Consider the following 17,325-nt stretch of genomic DNA (forward strand, 5'->3'; position numbering starts at 1 on the left):
CTCCCCCGGACTATTACTTCACTTGTTCCTTTTGAGCAAATTGATAATGATAGCAAGCAAGATATAAATCTTCTAACTCAGGAACTGTTGGCACTCTTGGGTTATTCCCAGGACTACCGCTTGCCATGGCATCATGCGTCATTTTACTAATCGATTGTTTAAATAGACTCTCATCTATTCCCCATCCAGACAGATTAGGAATATTTAAGTTCACACATAACGTTTTAACGGATTCTACTGCCAAATCAGCTGCTTGCTCATTTGTTAGAGGCTCACTTCCTTTAGTAAAGATTCTTCCTAAATCGGCTAGCCGATCGACACAAGATTCTCTACTAAACTCTAGAACAGCCGGCAATAGCATAGCATTGGAGTAGCCATGGGGCACATGGAAAAGGGCACCTATCGGTCTTGACATCCCGTGCACAAGACAAACACTTGCGTTAGAAAATGCCATCCCTGCTTGCATTGAACCTAATGCCATTGCCTCTCTTGCCTCTAAATCCTCACCATCTGTAAAAGCTGTCTCGATATTCTCGACAATTAATTTCATAGCTGATAAAGCCATCATATCTGTCATTGGGTGTGCTTTTCTCGATATGTACGCTTCTATCGCGTGACTGAGCGCATCGACCCCGGTAGCTGCAGTGACATGTTGGGGAGATGACATCGAAAGCACTGGATCCACAATAGCTACAGTCGGCATAAAGACTGGTTGTTTAATCATCATTTTGACATCATTAGTCGTATTCGTAATGATGGTTGCATCTGTTGCTTCAGATCCAGTTCCAGCAGTTGTTGGAATAGAAATATGATCGATAGCCGCACTACTTGCTAATTTATCTGCGCCCATATAGTCACCAATATATCCACCGTTAGTAGCTAATACAGCTACCGCTTTGGCTGTGTCAATGCAACTTCCACCTCCAAGCGAAATAATTAAATCACAGGCTTCCTTTTGAAAAAGAGATAATGCCTCTGCCACAAACTTATCAGTTGGTTCAGTAGATACACCTAAATAAAGAATAGTTTCAACATTAGATTTTGCTAAGTTGGCTTTCGCTTTTTTCGTCCACCCTAGGCCATCAATAATTTGGTCACTAATAATAAGGGCTTTCTTTCCTCTTAAACTGGCTTCCTCGCCAAGTTTTTCAAAAGAACCTTTCCCATATAAGACCGTTTGTGGTGTTCTAAAAATCTGCGTACTCATTTTTCTCCCTCCTCTATACATTTATTTATATGCAATTGATGTGCCAAAAAGAAAACCCTTACATTCAAAAGATTGTAAGGGTTGTAGTGTAGTAGAATCACTACATGTGTAGATTTTATGTAGTGAAACATCTACACTCATTCATATTTGATACTTTCTCAACTTTTGATATAATGTGGTTCGATGAATACCTAAACGTTCCGCTGCTTTTTTCTTATTGCCACCAACTTGACGCAAAGTATCTATAATAAGGTCTCTTTCCCGTTTTCTCCCCATATCTTTCGCTTCTTCTATTAAAGAAGGTTCCTTTGTGATAGATTTTGGTTGTTCTTCTAAATAAGTATGTATATGGGTAATGTCAATCACGGATTGTTCGACGAGGGTAACTAACCTTTCTATGACATTAACAAGTTCACGAATATTCCCCGGCCAATCCCGTTGTACAAGTATTCCAATTGCTTCAGGTGTGTAGATCTTCTCTTTGATTTGATATTGCTTGCAGATTTTTTTCGTATATTCATTTAATAATAACGGAATGTCTGTTTTCCTCTCTTTCAAGGAAGGAAGAAGAATTTCGATGATATTTAGACGATAATATAAATCCTCACGGAAGCTCCCCTCTTGAATACATTTTTTCAAGTTACGATTAGTTGCGGCAATGATCCGCGCACGAATCGGGTATTTCTTGTTACCACCAATTCTCTCCGCTTCTTTTTCTTGCAAGACTCGTAATAGTTTCGTTTGCATGACTAAAGGTAATTCGCCAATCTCATCTAAAAAGAGCGTTCCATACTGCGCCAATTCAAATTTACCTAATTTCCCACCTTTCTTTGCTCCAGTAAAAGCACCTTCTTCATAGCCAAATAGCTCTGATTCAAACAGACTTTCTGGGATTGCCCCGCAATTCACACTAATAAAAGGCCCTCGGCAAACGGACTCAATACATGCATGCTTTTCGCAACCATTTCTTTTCCTGTTCCGCTTTCTCCCGTAATCAGTGTGGTAGCCATTGTACGCGCAGCACGCCTTGTTAATCGTTTAATCTCTTTAATTTCCCTACTTTCACCAACAATATCGTCTAATGTAACATGGCGATCGTTTTTAAGTTGTTCGACAAAGGGCGGACGATTATTACTGTTTTCATGTTGATTCTTTTGTAATGATTGATAGATTTTGTATACTTCTGTCACACCCTCAAAAATAAGCATGCCAATGGCACCAATCACTTTCCCATCTTGCCATAGTGGAATACGGTGAACGATCATATCTTGGCCATTTATTCTTTGGACTACCCCACGTTCTGGTGTAGCTGTTTTAACCGTTTGATGAAGATTCGTATTTTCAATCACTTCAGTCACATGACGGCCAATCGCATCCTCTCTCTTCACACCAACAAACTGACTATAAGCTTCATTAAATTCCTGCACGACCCCATACTGATCAACAACAGCGATCCCTTCGTAGGCTCGTTCTAAAATAACCTTCAATACTTCTGTGGCATTCTCTTGCTGTTCAAGGCGATGAATCCATTTTTTATATCCATCCATCATCTCTCTTGTATGAATCATTCCGACAACACAATCATTTTCATCTACTACTGGCAGTTCCTCATAAGGAAAGGAAGCTGCATAGAGGATGGAATCATCCAACCGGACATAGGCAAAATTCCTCGTTGGCACCGGATGAATGTTGATATCTCTATCTTGACCTTTAAGTAGATAAGAAAATAATTTTTTCATAGATACGATGCCAACTAGCTTCTTATAATCATCAATGACTGGTAAGCTACTTACTTGATATCGATTCATCTTTTCACCAGCTTGTCCTAATGTTTCTCCTAAAGAAATACAAGGTGGATCAGGCGACATCCAATACCTTACTTTCAAGAATTCCTCTCTTTCTAGCTTTTCCCTTGTATTTGAACGGTCTTCAATAAACATGAAAGGCACCTCCTGCAAGAAATGAAACGAAATATTCAAAAAATATATTGGAATTTATTCTCCTCTTCAACTATTATAAACTTATTCACTCAAACGTGATGAAGGATTCACCATATTTTTTTACATAGAAGGAGGATGTATATGTTAGAAAAGCTTTATTCATTACTACAAGAACATTATAACGAGATGGTTGAAATCAGAAGACATTTGCACCAGCACCCTGAACTTTCTTTTCAAGAAGTAGAAACACCCAAGTTCATTGCTAACTATCACCAAAAGCTTGGACATGAAGTCCGAACTGGTGTAGGAGAGCGTGGTGTTGTCGCTAAATTACATGGAGCAAAGCCCGGAAAAACCATCGCTTTAAGAGCGGATTTCGATGCATTACCCATTCATGAGGAAAATGATTTTCCTTATAAGTCTAAAAAACCCGGTGTCATGCATGCTTGCGGTCACGATACACACACAGCGACATTACTTGTTTTAGCAAAAGTACTCAATAAACTTCAAAATGAAATTGAGGGCACAATTGTCTTCATTCATCAACATGCGGAAGAATATATGCCGGGTGGTGCGATTGCGATGATTGAAGATGGTTGCTTGGAAGGGGTCGATGTTATTTTCGGTCAACATATTTCATCCGGTGAACCATTAGGTGAAATCGGCTATCGTTCTGGACCACTCATGGCAGCAGCTGACCGCTTCCATATTAAACTCCAGGGAAGAGGTGGACATGGCGCCCATCCTCACGAAGCCAATGACAGTATCGTTCTCGGCGCTCAACTCATTGTTAATCTTCAACAAATCGTTAGCCGCCGTATTGATCCACTCGAATCTGCTGTTCTTTCTATTGGTGAATTCGATGCCAAAAATGCATTCAATGTCATAGCTGATTCTGTCACACTTACAGGAACAGTTCGAACCTTTAACGAAAACATAAGGAATAAGATGGAAAGAGAAATCGAGCGAGTAATTGAAGGAACCTGCTTAACTGCAGCTGCAAGTTATGATTATAACTATGTTCATGGCTACCCAGCTCTTGTCAACCATGCAGCTGAAACAAAGTTTGTTGCTCAATTAGCTAGTGAGGTTCCTGGTGTAACTGCGGCTGTTGAAATTGCCCCTCGTATGGGTGGTGAAGACTTCGCTTACTATTTACAAAAAGTACCTGGCACCTTCTTCAATACCGGTGCAGCTATTGTTGGAAGAACACCATACCCTCATCATCACCCTAAATTTGATATTGATGAAAGAGGCATGCTCATTGCAGCAAATATGCTCGCCACAGCAACAGTAAAGTATATGGAACAGCAAGGTGTAGTGGATACCACAGTTATTGAGACGCTTTAATCTGTTCTGAGGCACTTTGTTTTAGAATCATGATTGATGTGATCCACTCTAAGAGGGTGTAGGGTTTACTGAGGGCGGCGAATGCTTCTTTTTATACACTTGTGGCAGCAATCTCTTACCACTTTATGTGCGTTGTCATAAGTCGCCTTCTACAAAACGAGGAATACCATATGCAATAAGATCGTATTACGCGCAGTTAGCTCTATGTTTTCCTTTGCTTTTGCGCGTACCTCTCTTTTACGCGCAGTTGGCTCTGGGTTTTTCTTTGCTTTTGCGCGTATTCCCCTTTTATGCGCAGTTGGCTCTGCGTTTTCCTTTGCTTTTGCGCGTATTTCCCTTTTACACGCAGTTAGCTCTGCGTTTTCCTTTGCTTTTGCGCGTATTACCCTTTTACACGCAGTTAGCTCTGCGTTTTCCTTTGTTTTTGCGCGTATCTCCCTTTTGCGCGCAGTTGACTCTATGTTTTCCTTTGCTTTAGCGCGTATTCCCCTTTTACGCGCAGTTGGCTCTGGGTTTTTCTTTGCTTTTGCGCGTATTCCCTTTTTACACGCAGTTAGCTCTGCGTTTTCCTTTGTTTTTGCGCGTATCTCTCTTTTACGCGCACTTGGCTCTAAGTTTTCCTTTGCTTTTGCGCGTATTTCCCTTTTACGCGCAGTTGGCTCTATGTTTTCCTTTTTTTTTGCGCGTATTTCCCTTTTACGCGCAGTTGACTCTATGTTTTTCTTTGCTTTTGCGCGTATCTCCCTTTTACGCGCAGTTGGCTCTGGGTTTTCCTTTGCTTTTGCGCGTATCTCCCTTTTACGCGCAGTTGGCTCTGGGTTTTCCTTTGCTTTTGCGCGTATTTCTCTTTTACGCGCAGTTGGCTCTAAGTTTTCCTTTGCTTTTGCGCGTATTTCCTTTTTACGCGCAGTTGGCTCTAAGTTTTCCTTTGTTTTTGCGCGTATTTCCCTTTTACGCGCAGTTGCCACTGGGTCTTCCTTTGCTTTTGCGCGTATTTCCCTTTTTCGCGCAGTTGCCACTGGGTCTTCCTTTGCTTTTGCGCGTATCTCCCTTTTACGCGCAGTTTGCACTGAGTTTTGTTTAGTTTTTGCGCGTATTTCCCTTTTGCGCACACCGCATTCGTTTTTCCCTCCTGTCTGAGTGTCGTGATTACTTATTTTTCTATACTAACCCTCGATTCCAAGCGGAGTACAACGTTCCTTCCTTTTAGCAACTCTTAATCACCCGGACAACCTCCCCTAACATACTAAATTACAACATTTACCACAAATGGGTTTCTGCCGAGAAAAAAGAGACAGCCTCAGGGGGACTGCCTCCTACCTTCCTTATTTTTCCGTTAATTCAATTCTCCCATTACTTGTCTTCAACTTCACTTCGACCGACCCGTCACCAATGGTTCGATTTCCTTCATTCGATCCAAGGATATGCACCGAACCATTGCTCGTGTTAGCTGTGATGGTTGTATTGTTAACTGCTTCTTCTACCTCAACAATAATCGCACCATTGGAAGTGGCCAAGTCTAACGGAGAGTGAATAGTTGGTAGTGACATTTGGATAGCGCCATTACTCGTTTGAGCTTTTATTTCACCTTGTATATCATTTGCAATGATTGCACCATTACTCGTTTTTGCATGAATATAATCACTATCAAGTTGCTTTAATCGTAGCTTTCCATTCTTCGTATCTAATATGACTTGATTGGCATTCAACTCCGATACATCTATGACACCATTGCTGCTTTCGACACTTATTTCTTCATATGCTTCTCTTGGTAAATAAACTTCTATTTGTTTATTAAACTCTTCTAAATCAAAATTAAATAAGCGAAACGTTCTTTTATCCGTTTGATGCTCTACTTTCAAAGTATCTCCTGCAACGGATACTTTGAAATCCTCATGTTCTTTTCCTTTCATTTCACCACTTAATCTCACCTCTGCTTCGCCGTCGGTTGGAGCGAGGATAACTTGGGCATTTTCTGTTTTAACCTCTACATTGTTAAAGGCTTCTTCAATTGTTTTCGTCTCCGAAACATTTTCTGCTTGCAATTGCCCATAGGTAAACGCAAACCCTACTCCACCAACGCAAACGAGCAATCCACCAATTAATAATAACTTCTTAATCACCCTTCATACCTCCTTTAACAATCGAGACGTTATAAGAAAGATAACGAATAAAAATTTTCTTCATGAATTTAGTAACATACATCATAGCGACCAATAATAATAACCCCAACCCACAAAAAAGAATAGCAGCAAATAAGTTCACTAATTCAAATGATGAGGTTATAAAAATGTCGATGAGCACTAATAAGGGTGAAATAATACCTGCAAAACTTACAATCCAACCGGAAAAGATTATACTAACGAGGGCAAGGAAGGGACCGAGGACAATGATTAGATTAAATAGACCTAAACCAATGACAGCCAATGTCGCCTGCAAAATATTTTGGATGCCACCATCACCTTTTGCTTGCTCGATATGGTAACTCGCCTTAACCTCCTTAGCAATGCCTCTCGGTGAACCGAGATCTTTAGCAATTTCCTCCTCTTTTTTCCCTTCTTCTAATCCAAATTCGAAATGGGCTTCATAATCTTGAAGTAATTCTATTCTTTCTTGTTTATCAATATCTTTTAATTCCGCTTCTAAGGTGATGAGAAATTCCCGTTTATTCATCTTTAACACCTTCTTTTATTAAATGATTAACCCCGTTTGTAAATTCGTACCACTCTGCTAACAACGCCTGTAAATAGATGCGTCCTTTATCTGTTAACTGATAATATTTTCTTGGTGGACCTTCTTTAGATTCCTGTAAATAAGTTGTAAAATACTCTTCCTTCGTTAACCTGCGCAATAATGGATAAACTGTACCTTCAGATATTTGAATTTGATCAGATATCTTCTGTACGAGCTCATATCCATAATGATCCTGCTTATCAAGCAAAACTAAGACGCATAACTCGAGCACACCCTTCTTAAACTGGACGTTCATTTTCTTCCTCCTTCCACTACTATATATTATATAGTACTAAACAATATGTGTTATTAAATTCTGTAATCATACTATAGCAGGTAGTATTATACATTGCAAGGTACTGAATGAAATTTTCCAAAAAAAAGAAGCCCGTAGACTTCATTTTAGCTTTAGACTCTTAAAGGAACATCTTTACTAATCGTTGTGTTCATTTTCTTTTGCTTTATCTCTTTATTCCTCATTTTTCCTTCTATATAGGTAAATAGCACTTCCAATAACCAACAAATCAACCAATAGATCAGAGCAGCGACTAAGTACATTTCCAAAAAGTGATAACCATCATTAGCAATGATTTTTGCCAGTGCCATCACTTCTACAACTTTTACCGCAAATGCTAGTGAGGTCGCCTTAATTAAACCAATAAATGTATTTCCCAAGTTTGGTAAGGCCACTAAGAAAGCTTGCGGTAGGACAATTCTTTTTAACGCTTGAAAAGTAGTCATTCCCACAGAATGGGCCGCTTCCATTTGTCCGATTTGTACAGCATTTAAGGATGCCCGCATAATTTCTGCTTGATAAGCTGATACATTAATTGTGAATGCAATAAAAGCGTAAAGCAGTGGTGAAATATGATCAGCATTATAGGCTGTACCGAAAGATTGATTCATTTTTTCTAATAGAACAGGCACACCGTAGAAGAATACATATAATTGTACCAATAATGGCGTACCTCTAATAAATGATATATAAATAATGAAGAGGCGATTAAGGATAGGGACGCGATAAATTCGGCAAAGAGCAATTAGCAGACCGAATATCAATCCAAACACCATTGCAACAACAGCAATCGCTAAGGTGATAGGCACCCCTTTTAAAACCTCTGGAATCTGCTCAATAGCAAATTCAAAATTGATCATAGGCATTAAGTGTTCATTCCTTCATTATGATTTGGATAAACTGATCTTTCCTTTCTTTAAAACCTTTTCTAATGTACTAATGACCATTTCTATTAAAATACAAGTGCCCCAGTATATAAGAGAAATGACGACATAAATCTCAAACATACCTATACCATGGTTATTACCTAATATAATCCTTACTTGACCCATAATATCGATAATACCAATCGTGAATGCTAAGGAAGTATCTTTTAATAGCTCGATAATGTTATTACCTAAATTCGGTAAGGATAAAACGAAGGCTTGAGGCAACACCACTCTCCATAATGCTTGTGTATAAGTCATTCCTACACTATATGCTGCTTCAAATTGATCCTCACCAACTGCCAAATAGGCAGAACGTACAACTTCTGAAAGATAAGCAGCATTATGCAGGGAGAGACTAATTAAAACAAAAATCATCCGATCCATACTATTAATATCAATTTGAAAAGCTAATAACAGCTGTGGTAACCCAAAATAAACAAGAAATAATTGCACTAATAAAGGTGTCGATCGACAGAATGAGAGATAAAATGTTGCGATTTGATAAAGTACTTTGAATCTCTTAATACGGATAATCGCTATAGCTACGCCTAAGACTAATGAACAAACTAATGAAATGAGTAACATAAATAAGGTGATTGGTAGCTTATCTAATACTTGTATAAACAAACTAAACCAATCATTCACCACAGACATTCAACCTTCTCCCCTTTCTAATAACAAAGAATAATCCGTAATTCGATGTGATTACGGATTAAATTTATAGTTTTCCTCATTGATATAATCTAAGTTCTCGAAGAAATTGACTTCAAACCATTTTTCAGCCAAATCTGGTAAGGTACCATCCTCAATCAGCTCTTTCGTCACATCATCGAACTCTTTAGCTAATTCTGTGTGTTCTTTATTAAAAACGGCATAAACAGGCTCTTTTGACACAATCCCAGCCACTTTCAAATTTAAATCCAACTCTTTTTGGACAGCATTGAATGTTGTTACATTAATAAACATGGCATCATCCTTACCATCATTAACCCGCTCTAGGTTATCTGCATTAGAAGGAAATTCAATACTCTCAATATCAATTTGCTCATCAGGATTGTTTTTGTTATAACTATTTAATATTGTTCTTAAACCACCACTAGGAGACATCGGTGCTAATTTTTTGCCTACCATATCTTCTAATGTTTTGATATCTTCACGATCTGGTTGTGTTACAAGAGAAGTGAGTGAATAACCAAATTCCTGTTCTGGATAAAGGAACTTTTCTTCTCTTTCAGGGTTTTTAAAAAACCAATTAATCGCAAAATCATATTTGCCTGTATCCACACCAACTAAATTTGCTTCCTCTTCTCCCCAAACATATTCAAAATGGTAGTCTTCTAATTTCTTTTCTACTTCTTTCAAATAATCCATATCGTAACCAATTGGCTCATTATTATCGTCCGCATATAGGAATGGTGGATTCACCTCGTCACTTATGGCGACAGTAATAACTTTCTTACCATCTTCAGTTGTCCCATTACTTGAAGACGAGCACCCAGCAATGAATAAAACGCTTATTATAATTAAAAATGCAATATTTAACCCTTTCATTTTAGTCCTCCATTCTCTTAGATAGTAAAGTCTGGTTCTTTCATTATTCTTTTTAAAAACTTCCTTGTTCTCTCTTGTTTCGGGTGAATAAGAATGTCGTTAGGCGGCCCTTGTTCGATAATCTGGCCATCATCCATAAATACCACTCTATTCGAAACCTCACGAGCAAAATCTATCTCATGGGTGACAATCATCATCGTAACCCCACCACTAGCAATTTCTCGAATAATTTCTAGCACTTCTCCTACCATTTCCGGGTCAAGTGCTGAAGTTGGCTCGTCAAACAATATAACGTCCGGATTGAGCGCTAATGCCCGGGCAATCCCCACTCTTTGTTTTTGACCTCCAGAAAGTTGTTGTGGATACGCATTGATCTTATCTGCTAAACCTACCTTAGTTAGAATGTCTATCCCGATTTCTCTCGCTATTTTTTTCGATTTCTTTTGTGCGACGATTAAACCTTCTGTGACGTTTTCTAGAACCGTTTTATTCTCAAAAAGATTATAGTGTTGAAAAACCATCGCCGTCCTTCTTCTTAATTGGAGAATGTCTTTCTTTACTGGTTTTTTTGTTTGTATCGTTAAATCATGGATTGATATTGTTCCTTCGTCTGGTTTTTCCAAATAGTTCACACATCTAAGGAGCGTTGTTTTTCCTGAACCGCTCGGACCAATAATTGTAACAACATCCCCTTTTGATACTTCTAAATCAATACCTTTTAATACATGGTTATTTTTAAACTTTTTATGAATATGCTTCAGTAAGATCATTTAAACCTCACTTTCCTGCATTACTGCATCGGTGTTAGAATTTTATAAAAAAAGATTAACAAAACAATTTCTATATGTAAAGTCGGAATTTTATTATTTTTTAAATATTTCAACAAACCAGTATCCCCTCCTTGACGAACCTGAACCACTTGTTTAACATTTAAACCAACAAAGGAAGTAGGGATTAGATCGTTCATTAGAGGAGGAAGAGACATTGGTTTCACAATTATTCGTGAAGACGGAAGAGCAGAGAAAGTGGTTACATGCATTACAGACAAAAAAAGCGACGTTTCTTAGTCGTTCACAAGAGATAGATGAAGAGGCGAAATTCCCTCATGAGAATATTCGTGAATTAGTGGAATTAGGTTATACAAAAGTGACATTACCTAAAAAATATGGGGGTGAGGGGCTTGGTGTGTATGACATGGTTCTTTTCCAAGAAACCCTTGCTTCCTACGATAGTGCCACTGCCTTAAGTATCGGCTGGCATGTTGGTGGATTAGGTGAAATCTATGAAAAGCAATTATGGACAGAGAAACAACTTGCCTCTTTTGCAAATGATGTACAAAAAGGCGCACTTGTGAACCGGTCTGTGAGCGAAGCACAAACAGGTAGCCCGACAAGAGGTGGCAGACCCGGAACAACTGCTGTGCGCCAAAAAGGTTCGTGGGTTATTAATGGCCGTAAAAATTTTACAACCATGTCGCCTGCTTTAACCTATTTTCTCACTTCTGCCTGGATAGAGGAGAAACAAACGATTGGCTTTTTCTTAATTCATAAAGATACGCCAGGATTATCTATTGACGAAACATGGGACGTCGTGGCTATGAGAGGAACAGGAAGTCATGATCTCGTATTAGATCAAGTAGTCATTCCTGAAGAGGCACTCGTTGAAACAATTGCTGACAGGGGAAAATCTTTAAATGGATGGGTATTACATATCCCCGCCTGCTATCTCGGAATTGCTCAAGCAGCTAGAGATTATGCCGTACAATTTGCCTTAGAGCATAAACCAAATAGTATAAAGGGGTCTATTAGTGAATTACCGAATGTACAAACACTTCTCGGTGAAATCGATGCCGCTTTGCTTGCCGCAAGACACCTACTCTATCACGTGGCCGAAGTATACGATGATATAGATAGAAGAAAATATATTGAAAACGAACTATCTGTTGCTAAATACCAAGTCACACATGCAGCACTTACCGTTGTCGATAAAGCGATGCGTGTCGCAGGAGCAAAAAGCTTACAACGTAATAATCCACTTCAAAGATATTACCGAGACGTCCGTGCTGGTCTTCATAATCCGCCAATGGACAATATCACCATTCAAAAACTTGCCGAATCAGCGATTGCTCAGTATAAATAAGGGCAAGCTAAAATCAGACACGCGGGAATTCCAAAATGAGATTTCTCCGTGTCTTTTTTTGTGGCGTTAGGGGAGAGTTTTGTAAGGAGTTGAGTATTTTAAAACTGTGGGGATTAGTAGGGAAATTGAGGACTTCGACTCAGCGCATCTTTGTCACTTGTAATGTTTTGTCATCACGAATTTGGCAATCTATCTTACCGCTTGCTTTTACTAATGACTATTTTAGGTCCGTCCCCACATCTTTTTGCTTTTTATTTGGGATGTGTTCGGATTTCGTTTTTGGCAACACACCTACTTGCTTTTCGTCCGAGTTATGTTCGTATTCCCATTTTGGCAACTCACCTACTTGCTTTTCATACAAGTTGTGTTCGTATTCCTAATTTGACAACTCATCTCACTGCTTTTCGTCCGAGTTATGTTCGTATTCCCATTTTGACAACTCACCTCACTGCTTTCCATTCTAGTTGTGTCCGTATCTCCAATTTGACAACTCATCTCACTGCTCTCCATCCTAGTTGTGTTCGTATCTCCCATTTGACAACTCATCTACCTGCTTTTCATCCTAGTTGTGTTCGTATCCCCCATTTGACAACTCATCTACCTGCTTTTCACCCGAGTTGTGTTCGTATCCCCCATTTGACAACTCATCTACCTGCTTTTCATCCGAGTTATGTTCGTATTCCTAATTTGGCAACTCATCTACCTGCTTTCCATCCGAGTTGTGTTCGTATCTCCAATTTGACAACTCATCTATCTGCTTTTCATCCTAGTTGTGTTCGTATTGAACCTTTTACATTTCCCAAGGCTTCTTTTTATCTTTTTTTTACCTAATTACCTTCACTATCCCTATTTTCCTTCAATCCAGTGGTCTCATTTCACTTAGCCTCACACCATTGTGTCTATATTTGAATAGAAACAGAGATAATAAGCTTAATATTGTGGTCCCGATTAAGAAGGGCAAATAAGTGTTCCATTCAGTTATCACACCTGCTAAGAAAGTAGCGAGCATTCCGGTAAGACTTGTCAGAACATATACTGCGCTTCTGACGCGGGCGATTAAATGATCGGGTGTAATTCCTTGTTGGACAGAGATTTGGACAACAAATCCCATTGATAGCGCACCATCAAATAGAACCATCCCCAAACACATCAAATAAAAATGACTAGTGGTCAAAAGTATAATCCCAACCCCTGAGACAGCCATGAGGATACCTAGGAAAGGTAGCCAATTCATCTGCTTAAACCGCGGCATGAGAAAAACACCTAGCAGATTACCAATACCGGCGCATGACAGTAACAGTCCAATTTGTGTTTCTGAAAAAGATAGCGTTAAATCTGCATGCATGATGACACTGAGGATGATAAAGGTGGTACTAAAAGAGAGAGATATCGCTGTTAAAGTAATTAACATTTGTGGCGTATTAATAAAAAGATGGCCCATTCCTGCTTTCGATTCTTCGATAAAAGTCCTTACACTTTTTACTAAAGTTTGTTGTTTTTTCACCGTTGGTTGATGATTGTATTTTGTGAAAATTAGCAGAAGCATGGCTGCGAGATAGAGCGTGCCACAAATGATGAGGGTAGTCGAGCCACCATATGTTGCAAAGAGATAGCCACCTAAGGCTGGGCCAATGAATGTAACAATGGCATCCGCTGCCTCAAGTAAATTATTCGCACTTAAAAGCCTTTCCCTCGAAACAATGCGGGGAATCATTGCTTGTTGGGCAATTTGAATAACAAGACCAACAAAACCGAGTAAAAATATAATGATAGTAATCAACCATAGATCCCCTATATCTCTAGCGAAAATATAAGAAAGAAAAAATAACAAACAGCCGTATACGAAATTGGCAACCCAAGCTACAGTCACCACATTGATTCTTTCAATAAACGTTCCTACTGGAATGGCAAAGAGAATCGATGCCGCCTTTTGCACCATTAATACAGCCGTCGTTACAATAGGAGACCCAGACATACCGAGAACAATGAGGGGAAGGATAAGTTCATAAAAACGATCACTTAATAGACGCGATAAGTAATGACTCCACACTTTGATAAATTCTCCGTTTATCATCGACCCTACCTCATTCCCCTTCTATATCGTTTTCGTATATTTTACCCATGCCAATACATTCAATAGAATTGTCACGATTAAAAGCACACTTGAAGCAAGGACAACCGAACTTGTTATATCCATCAAGGCACTAAAATCTTCTATTTCTATAAGAAATTTTTGCACCATTAATTGAAATAAAATAGCCGTACTACAACAGATGAAACTTAAAAATGAATACGTCATCCACCGTTTGGCATTTTCTTGTTCTCGACCAAGATTAAGCAACGGTAAGATCCAAGCAACTATGCCTAAAACCAGACTCCCTATATTTAACCAACCCATAATAACCACCTTTTGCTCACCATTTATTCTCCACCCTCTCAGCAAAACCAAGAAAGTCTTTCAGTACAATGGTTGTTCCATCATCTAATACCGCTTTACCAGTGAAATGACCAAATACTTGATGCTGATCACTAGAAATAACTATGACCGAGGTGTAATCTTTACGATCTAAAATGGGGATGAAGTCCATTTCGAACCTTCCATCGCTTGAAGTGAATCGCCAAGGTGAGAGATAGTCAAAGATTCCATTATTCTGTGGGATATGGAAAGTAACCTCTTCCAGTTTATGGGCCACTCCATCATAGAAGAGCATATTTTCACTGGCAAGTGAAGTATCGCCAAAACCATAGCCGATATTAAAGCCGAATGTTTTCCCCTCGACAACGCCAGATGCTGATCCCCAATACCACGTATTTTTATATGTCCATACCCCCCTGCCCCAGTCTAATGTAGCAAAGCTATTCTTTTCCTGAAATTGATATTCTGTTTGCCCATAGTGGACACTGCCCTTTGCACGCATCCCATTGATCTTTTGATTATAGTAAAACGCTTGTCGATCTTCCTTAAATGGAATAGCCATTACAATAGAATCTTTAGCCACATTAACTAAATCAATGTCACAGGCAAAGTCAGTTTTACCATCGAAATTTTTCATATGACAACATAATTTCCTACCATTCTTTATATGCGAAAAAGACATCTTAATTCGCTTATCTTCATAAACAATATCGCCTTCCTTTGAAGTCGACGGTAAGTTCAACTTCCCAAATGTAAGAGGCTTCATAATGCTTGTCGTTCGATAGGAAGCACGCTTAAAATCAAGAAAAGACACACTCAATAAAGCCATGTAGGAATTGTCGGCAATGGTCAGAGCCACACCAAAATCATCATTACAAACTAAATAATAATCCCATTCCTTTATTCTCCACGCTTGAGCCTTGATGGCCTTTCGATCATATGTAAGCAGGAGTTGTTTTGCATACCCTGATTGAACAAGTTCCCCTTTATCATTTAATAGATGGCCCGCTTCCGTCATTTCTCTCTGCACAACATAACCTCCCTAAGTGAATTCATATTGGTCAGGTTGAAGATGAGACATATCTGCTTCCAATAGGATGTTTTTCTGACCATTTACAATTTCAATTACTGAAAGACAAGTATCATGAATGTACGGGGCATCCCAAAGTTTTTCCATAGGTATTTGTTTCAAGTAGGCAAGAAGCGTTTTGATTACGACCGTATGTGTAACAAGCAAAACATTTCCATTCTTATGGTTTGTCATCACTCTTTTTAGCACTTTTACTGCTCGATCCTGTACTTGCTGAAAACTTTCTCGTTCTGTTGGATGATAGAGATGAGGCGCACACCAAAAGGCATGGAATTCATCTGCGTATTGTTTTTGGACATCTGATTGTTGCTGCCCTTCCCAACTTCCCATATAAATCTCTTGTAAATCCTCATCAGTAAAAACCTTAATTGGGCGATTGCCTTTAATCAGGCTCGCCGTCATCATCGTTCTTCCACTTGGACTGGCATAAATCGCATCAAACGGGACTTTGCTTAAATGTTCTCCTAATAATTTGGCGTTCTCACTCCCAATTGTTGTTAGGTCAGAATCTAATCTTCCCTGTAGCCTTCTTTCTCTATTCCATTCTGTCTGACCATGTCTTGTCATGTATATTTTCACCATTCACCCTTCTTTCTGTACAAAAACTAAAATCGAAAGCTTATCTGTTGAAAGGAATGTATACCTGTCCCAAATTGATCCAATTGATGACTCTTTAAATACTGAACTGCATCATAAGCTTCCTGCAAAACAGTCGGTGCTAATCCTAATGTATGATGTGATCCGAACACTTTTGCTACATTGGGAATCATCGCTATTTTTTCAATTGATCGCACGAGATCAGATGGACTCGTAGAAGGATAAAAAGCGAATATAGGCTCGGTATCATACAATAAATCGCCTGTAAATAGGTAGTTATGTGTTTCATCATAAATAGTAATATGCCCCGGTGAGTGTCCTGGCGTATGATAGATTTTAAGTTTTCGATTCCCTAATTGCAGCACATCACCATCCGCTAGTAAAGCGGTCGGCTCTCCTGTAAAAGGCTGATATGTTTCAGGATTAAATGTTTTCGGTTTGGGGATTGTAATATCTCTTTGTATATCAGTGCGGATTTGTTGGAGCGTAAGACCACTAATACCATTAACTAACCAGTCTTTATCTAGCTCATGAACGTAAATCGTATCGTACAATCCATGTCCACCAATATGATCGACATGAACATGCGTTGTTATGACCTCAATAGGTAAGGAAGTTAATTGATCGGTTATACGTTTAATGTTATCTATTCCAAGACCTGTATCAATGAGTACCGCTTTTTCTTCACCAATGAGCAAAAACGAATGTACTTTTTCCCAGTGGCCATATTCACTAATCGCATACGTTTTACTATCAATTAATTGCACAGTAAACCAAGAATCTTTAATTAACACAAGCTTCACCTGCATTTCAAATTTTGGAATGGAAGAGTTTTTGAGGTACTTAATATATAATGGTTGGTCTATTCTTAAGTATAGCAATTTTTGGTAGATGTGAATAGATAACGATATCTAAATAAGAGATATCAACATTTGTATTAAATAGCTTCTATTAAATGGATCTTTTTGGAATAAACAGAGTCATTTTTCAGTTCTTTTATCTTCAGAACTTATTCTTTCTATGTTCATAAGATATTGCGTGTCAATCTCGTCCTTCAGTTTATGTACACTATTTCAAA

Annotated in this window: 17 protein-coding genes and 1 pseudogene; 2 read left to right on the forward strand and 16 right to left on the reverse strand. The window is 38.8% G+C overall.

Translation table 11 applies throughout. The annotated features are described in order from the left end of the window. Positions 1-13: 13 nt before the first annotated feature. The 3 genes and pseudogenes from MKX78_RS21215 to MKX78_RS21225 form a co-directional block, all read right to left on the reverse strand. The gene (locus MKX78_RS21215) at positions 14-1,207 is read right to left on the reverse strand and encodes an iron-containing alcohol dehydrogenase (protein ID WP_307315970.1); all 1,194 of its coding nucleotides are present in this window, start codon (positions 1,205-1,207) and stop codon (positions 14-16) included. A gap of 141 nt (positions 1,208-1,348) precedes the next feature. Further along, the gene (locus tag MKX78_RS21220) at positions 1,349-1,483 is read right to left on the reverse strand and encodes a helix-turn-helix domain-containing protein (protein ID WP_341052800.1); all 135 of its coding nucleotides are present in this window, start codon (positions 1,481-1,483) and stop codon (positions 1,349-1,351) included. Positions 1,484-1,579: 96 nt separating this feature from the next. After that, a pseudogene (locus tag MKX78_RS21225) lies at positions 1,580-3,147 on the reverse strand (sigma 54-interacting transcriptional regulator); the annotation flags it as partial. A gap of 141 nt (positions 3,148-3,288) precedes the next feature. Between MKX78_RS21225 and MKX78_RS21230 the strand changes: the two are divergent. Next, positions 3,289-4,497 carry a M20 family metallopeptidase gene (locus tag MKX78_RS21230; RefSeq protein WP_095371761.1) on the forward strand — a complete coding sequence of 403 codons (1,209 nt, stop codon included), beginning with the start codon at positions 3,289-3,291 and terminating at the stop codon, positions 4,495-4,497. A gap of 149 nt (positions 4,498-4,646) precedes the next feature. Here MKX78_RS21230 and MKX78_RS21235 read toward each other — a convergent pair whose 3' ends face one another. From MKX78_RS21235 to MKX78_RS21270, 8 genes are all read right to left on the reverse strand, one after another. Then, the gene (locus tag MKX78_RS21235) at positions 4,647-5,609 is read right to left on the reverse strand and encodes a hypothetical protein (RefSeq protein ID WP_341052284.1); all 963 of its coding nucleotides are present in this window, start codon (positions 5,607-5,609) and stop codon (positions 4,647-4,649) included. Positions 5,610-5,822: 213 nt separating this feature from the next. Next, on the reverse strand, positions 5,823-6,620 hold the full coding sequence (locus MKX78_RS21240) for a DUF4097 family beta strand repeat-containing protein (RefSeq protein ID WP_341052286.1): 798 nt from the start codon (positions 6,618-6,620) through the stop codon (positions 5,823-5,825). Next, on the reverse strand, positions 6,613-7,170 hold the full coding sequence (locus tag MKX78_RS21245; RefSeq protein ID WP_341052288.1) for an HAAS signaling domain-containing protein: 558 nt from the start codon (positions 7,168-7,170) through the stop codon (positions 6,613-6,615). Before MKX78_RS21245 ends, MKX78_RS21240 begins: the two co-directional genes overlap by 8 nt. Beyond that, positions 7,163-7,486 (reverse strand): PadR family transcriptional regulator, encoded by a 324-nt coding sequence (locus MKX78_RS21250; RefSeq protein ID WP_095371757.1) that lies wholly within the window; start codon positions 7,484-7,486, stop codon positions 7,163-7,165. The genes MKX78_RS21245 and MKX78_RS21250 overlap by 8 nt, the downstream gene beginning before the upstream one ends. 152 nt (positions 7,487-7,638) lie before the next feature. Continuing rightward, positions 7,639-8,391, reverse strand: coding sequence for an amino acid ABC transporter permease (locus tag MKX78_RS21255; protein WP_341052289.1), 753 nt, complete (start codon positions 8,389-8,391; stop codon positions 7,639-7,641). Positions 8,392-8,409: 18 nt separating this feature from the next. Next, positions 8,410-9,108: an amino acid ABC transporter permease gene (locus tag MKX78_RS21260; RefSeq protein WP_281202719.1), complete on the reverse strand. Its 699-nt coding sequence runs from the start codon at positions 9,106-9,108 to the stop codon at positions 8,410-8,412. Positions 9,109-9,159: 51 nt separating this feature from the next. Beyond that, complete coding sequence (locus MKX78_RS21265; protein ID WP_341052290.1) at positions 9,160-10,005, reverse strand: transporter substrate-binding domain-containing protein; 846 nt, start codon at positions 10,003-10,005, stop codon at positions 9,160-9,162. A 17-nt stretch (positions 10,006-10,022) separates the two neighbouring features. Further along, positions 10,023-10,775, reverse strand: a complete 753-nt coding sequence (locus MKX78_RS21270) for an amino acid ABC transporter ATP-binding protein (protein ID WP_341052292.1) — start codon at positions 10,773-10,775, stop codon at positions 10,023-10,025. A gap of 214 nt (positions 10,776-10,989) precedes the next feature. Between MKX78_RS21270 and MKX78_RS21275 the strand changes: the two genes are divergently transcribed. Then, positions 10,990-12,144 carry an acyl-CoA dehydrogenase family protein gene (locus tag MKX78_RS21275; RefSeq protein WP_341052295.1) on the forward strand — a complete coding sequence of 385 codons (1,155 nt, stop codon included), beginning with the start codon at positions 10,990-10,992 and terminating at the stop codon, positions 12,142-12,144. 856 nt (positions 12,145-13,000) lie between these two features. Here MKX78_RS21275 and MKX78_RS21280 read toward each other — a convergent pair. From MKX78_RS21280 to MKX78_RS21300, 5 genes are read right to left on the reverse strand one after another with little or no spacing between them, the layout of a single operon-like run. Then, entirely contained in the window at positions 13,001-14,218 is a 1,218-nt protein-coding gene (locus tag MKX78_RS21280; RefSeq protein ID WP_341052298.1) for an MFS transporter, read from the reverse strand. A 21-nt stretch (positions 14,219-14,239) separates the two neighbouring features. Further along, a complete protein-coding gene (locus tag MKX78_RS21285; RefSeq protein ID WP_322909742.1) occupies positions 14,240-14,542 on the reverse strand; it encodes a hypothetical protein in 303 nt (100 codons plus the stop codon). 16 nt (positions 14,543-14,558) lie between these two features. Next, positions 14,559-15,590: a DUF2804 domain-containing protein gene (locus MKX78_RS21290; protein ID WP_340976620.1), complete on the reverse strand. Its 1,032-nt coding sequence runs from the start codon at positions 15,588-15,590 to the stop codon at positions 14,559-14,561. 12 nt (positions 15,591-15,602) lie between these two features. Further along, a complete protein-coding gene (locus tag MKX78_RS21295; protein WP_322909744.1) occupies positions 15,603-16,229 on the reverse strand; it encodes a histidine phosphatase family protein in 627 nt (208 codons plus the stop codon). A 26-nt stretch (positions 16,230-16,255) separates the two neighbouring features. Continuing rightward, on the reverse strand, positions 16,256-17,056 hold the full coding sequence (locus MKX78_RS21300; RefSeq protein ID WP_322909745.1) for an MBL fold metallo-hydrolase: 801 nt from the start codon (positions 17,054-17,056) through the stop codon (positions 16,256-16,258). Positions 17,057-17,325 lie beyond the last annotated feature (269 nt).

Source organism: Cytobacillus sp. FSL R5-0569, from assembly GCF_038007265.1.
Lineage (GTDB): Bacteria > Bacillota > Bacilli > Bacillales > Cytobacillaceae > Cytobacillus > Cytobacillus kochii.

What these genes read in the sequence shown, in the direction of transcription:
- MKX78_RS21230 (WP_095371761.1), top strand. Translation starts at nt 3,289, where the DNA reads ATGTTAGAAAAGCTTTATTCATTACTACAAGAACATTATAACGAGATG.
- MKX78_RS21245 (WP_341052288.1), bottom strand. Translation starts at nt 7,170, where the DNA reads ATGAATAAACGGGAATTTCTCATCACCTTAGAAGCGGAATTAAAAGAT.
- MKX78_RS21215 (WP_307315970.1), bottom strand. Translation starts at nt 1,207, where the DNA reads ATGAGTACGCAGATTTTTAGAACACCACAAACGGTCTTATATGGGAAA.
- MKX78_RS21260 (WP_281202719.1), bottom strand. Translation starts at nt 9,108, where the DNA reads ATGTCTGTGGTGAATGATTGGTTTAGTTTGTTTATACAAGTATTAGAT.
- MKX78_RS21220 (WP_341052800.1), bottom strand. Translation starts at nt 1,483, where the DNA reads ATGGGGAGAAAACGGGAAAGAGACCTTATTATAGATACTTTGCGTCAA.
- MKX78_RS21265 (WP_341052290.1), bottom strand. Translation starts at nt 10,005, where the DNA reads ATGAAAGGGTTAAATATTGCATTTTTAATTATAATAAGCGTTTTATTC.
- MKX78_RS21270 (WP_341052292.1), bottom strand. Translation starts at nt 10,775, where the DNA reads ATGATCTTACTGAAGCATATTCATAAAAAGTTTAAAAATAACCATGTA.
- MKX78_RS21280 (WP_341052298.1), bottom strand. Translation starts at nt 14,218, where the DNA reads ATGATAAACGGAGAATTTATCAAAGTGTGGAGTCATTACTTATCGCGT.
- MKX78_RS21250 (WP_095371757.1), bottom strand. Translation starts at nt 7,486, where the DNA reads ATGAACGTCCAGTTTAAGAAGGGTGTGCTCGAGTTATGCGTCTTAGTT.
- MKX78_RS21300 (WP_322909745.1), bottom strand. Translation starts at nt 17,056, where the DNA reads ATGCAGGTGAAGCTTGTGTTAATTAAAGATTCTTGGTTTACTGTGCAA.
- MKX78_RS21285 (WP_322909742.1), bottom strand. Translation starts at nt 14,542, where the DNA reads ATGGGTTGGTTAAATATAGGGAGTCTGGTTTTAGGCATAGTTGCTTGG.
- MKX78_RS21255 (WP_341052289.1), bottom strand. Translation starts at nt 8,391, where the DNA reads ATGCCTATGATCAATTTTGAATTTGCTATTGAGCAGATTCCAGAGGTT.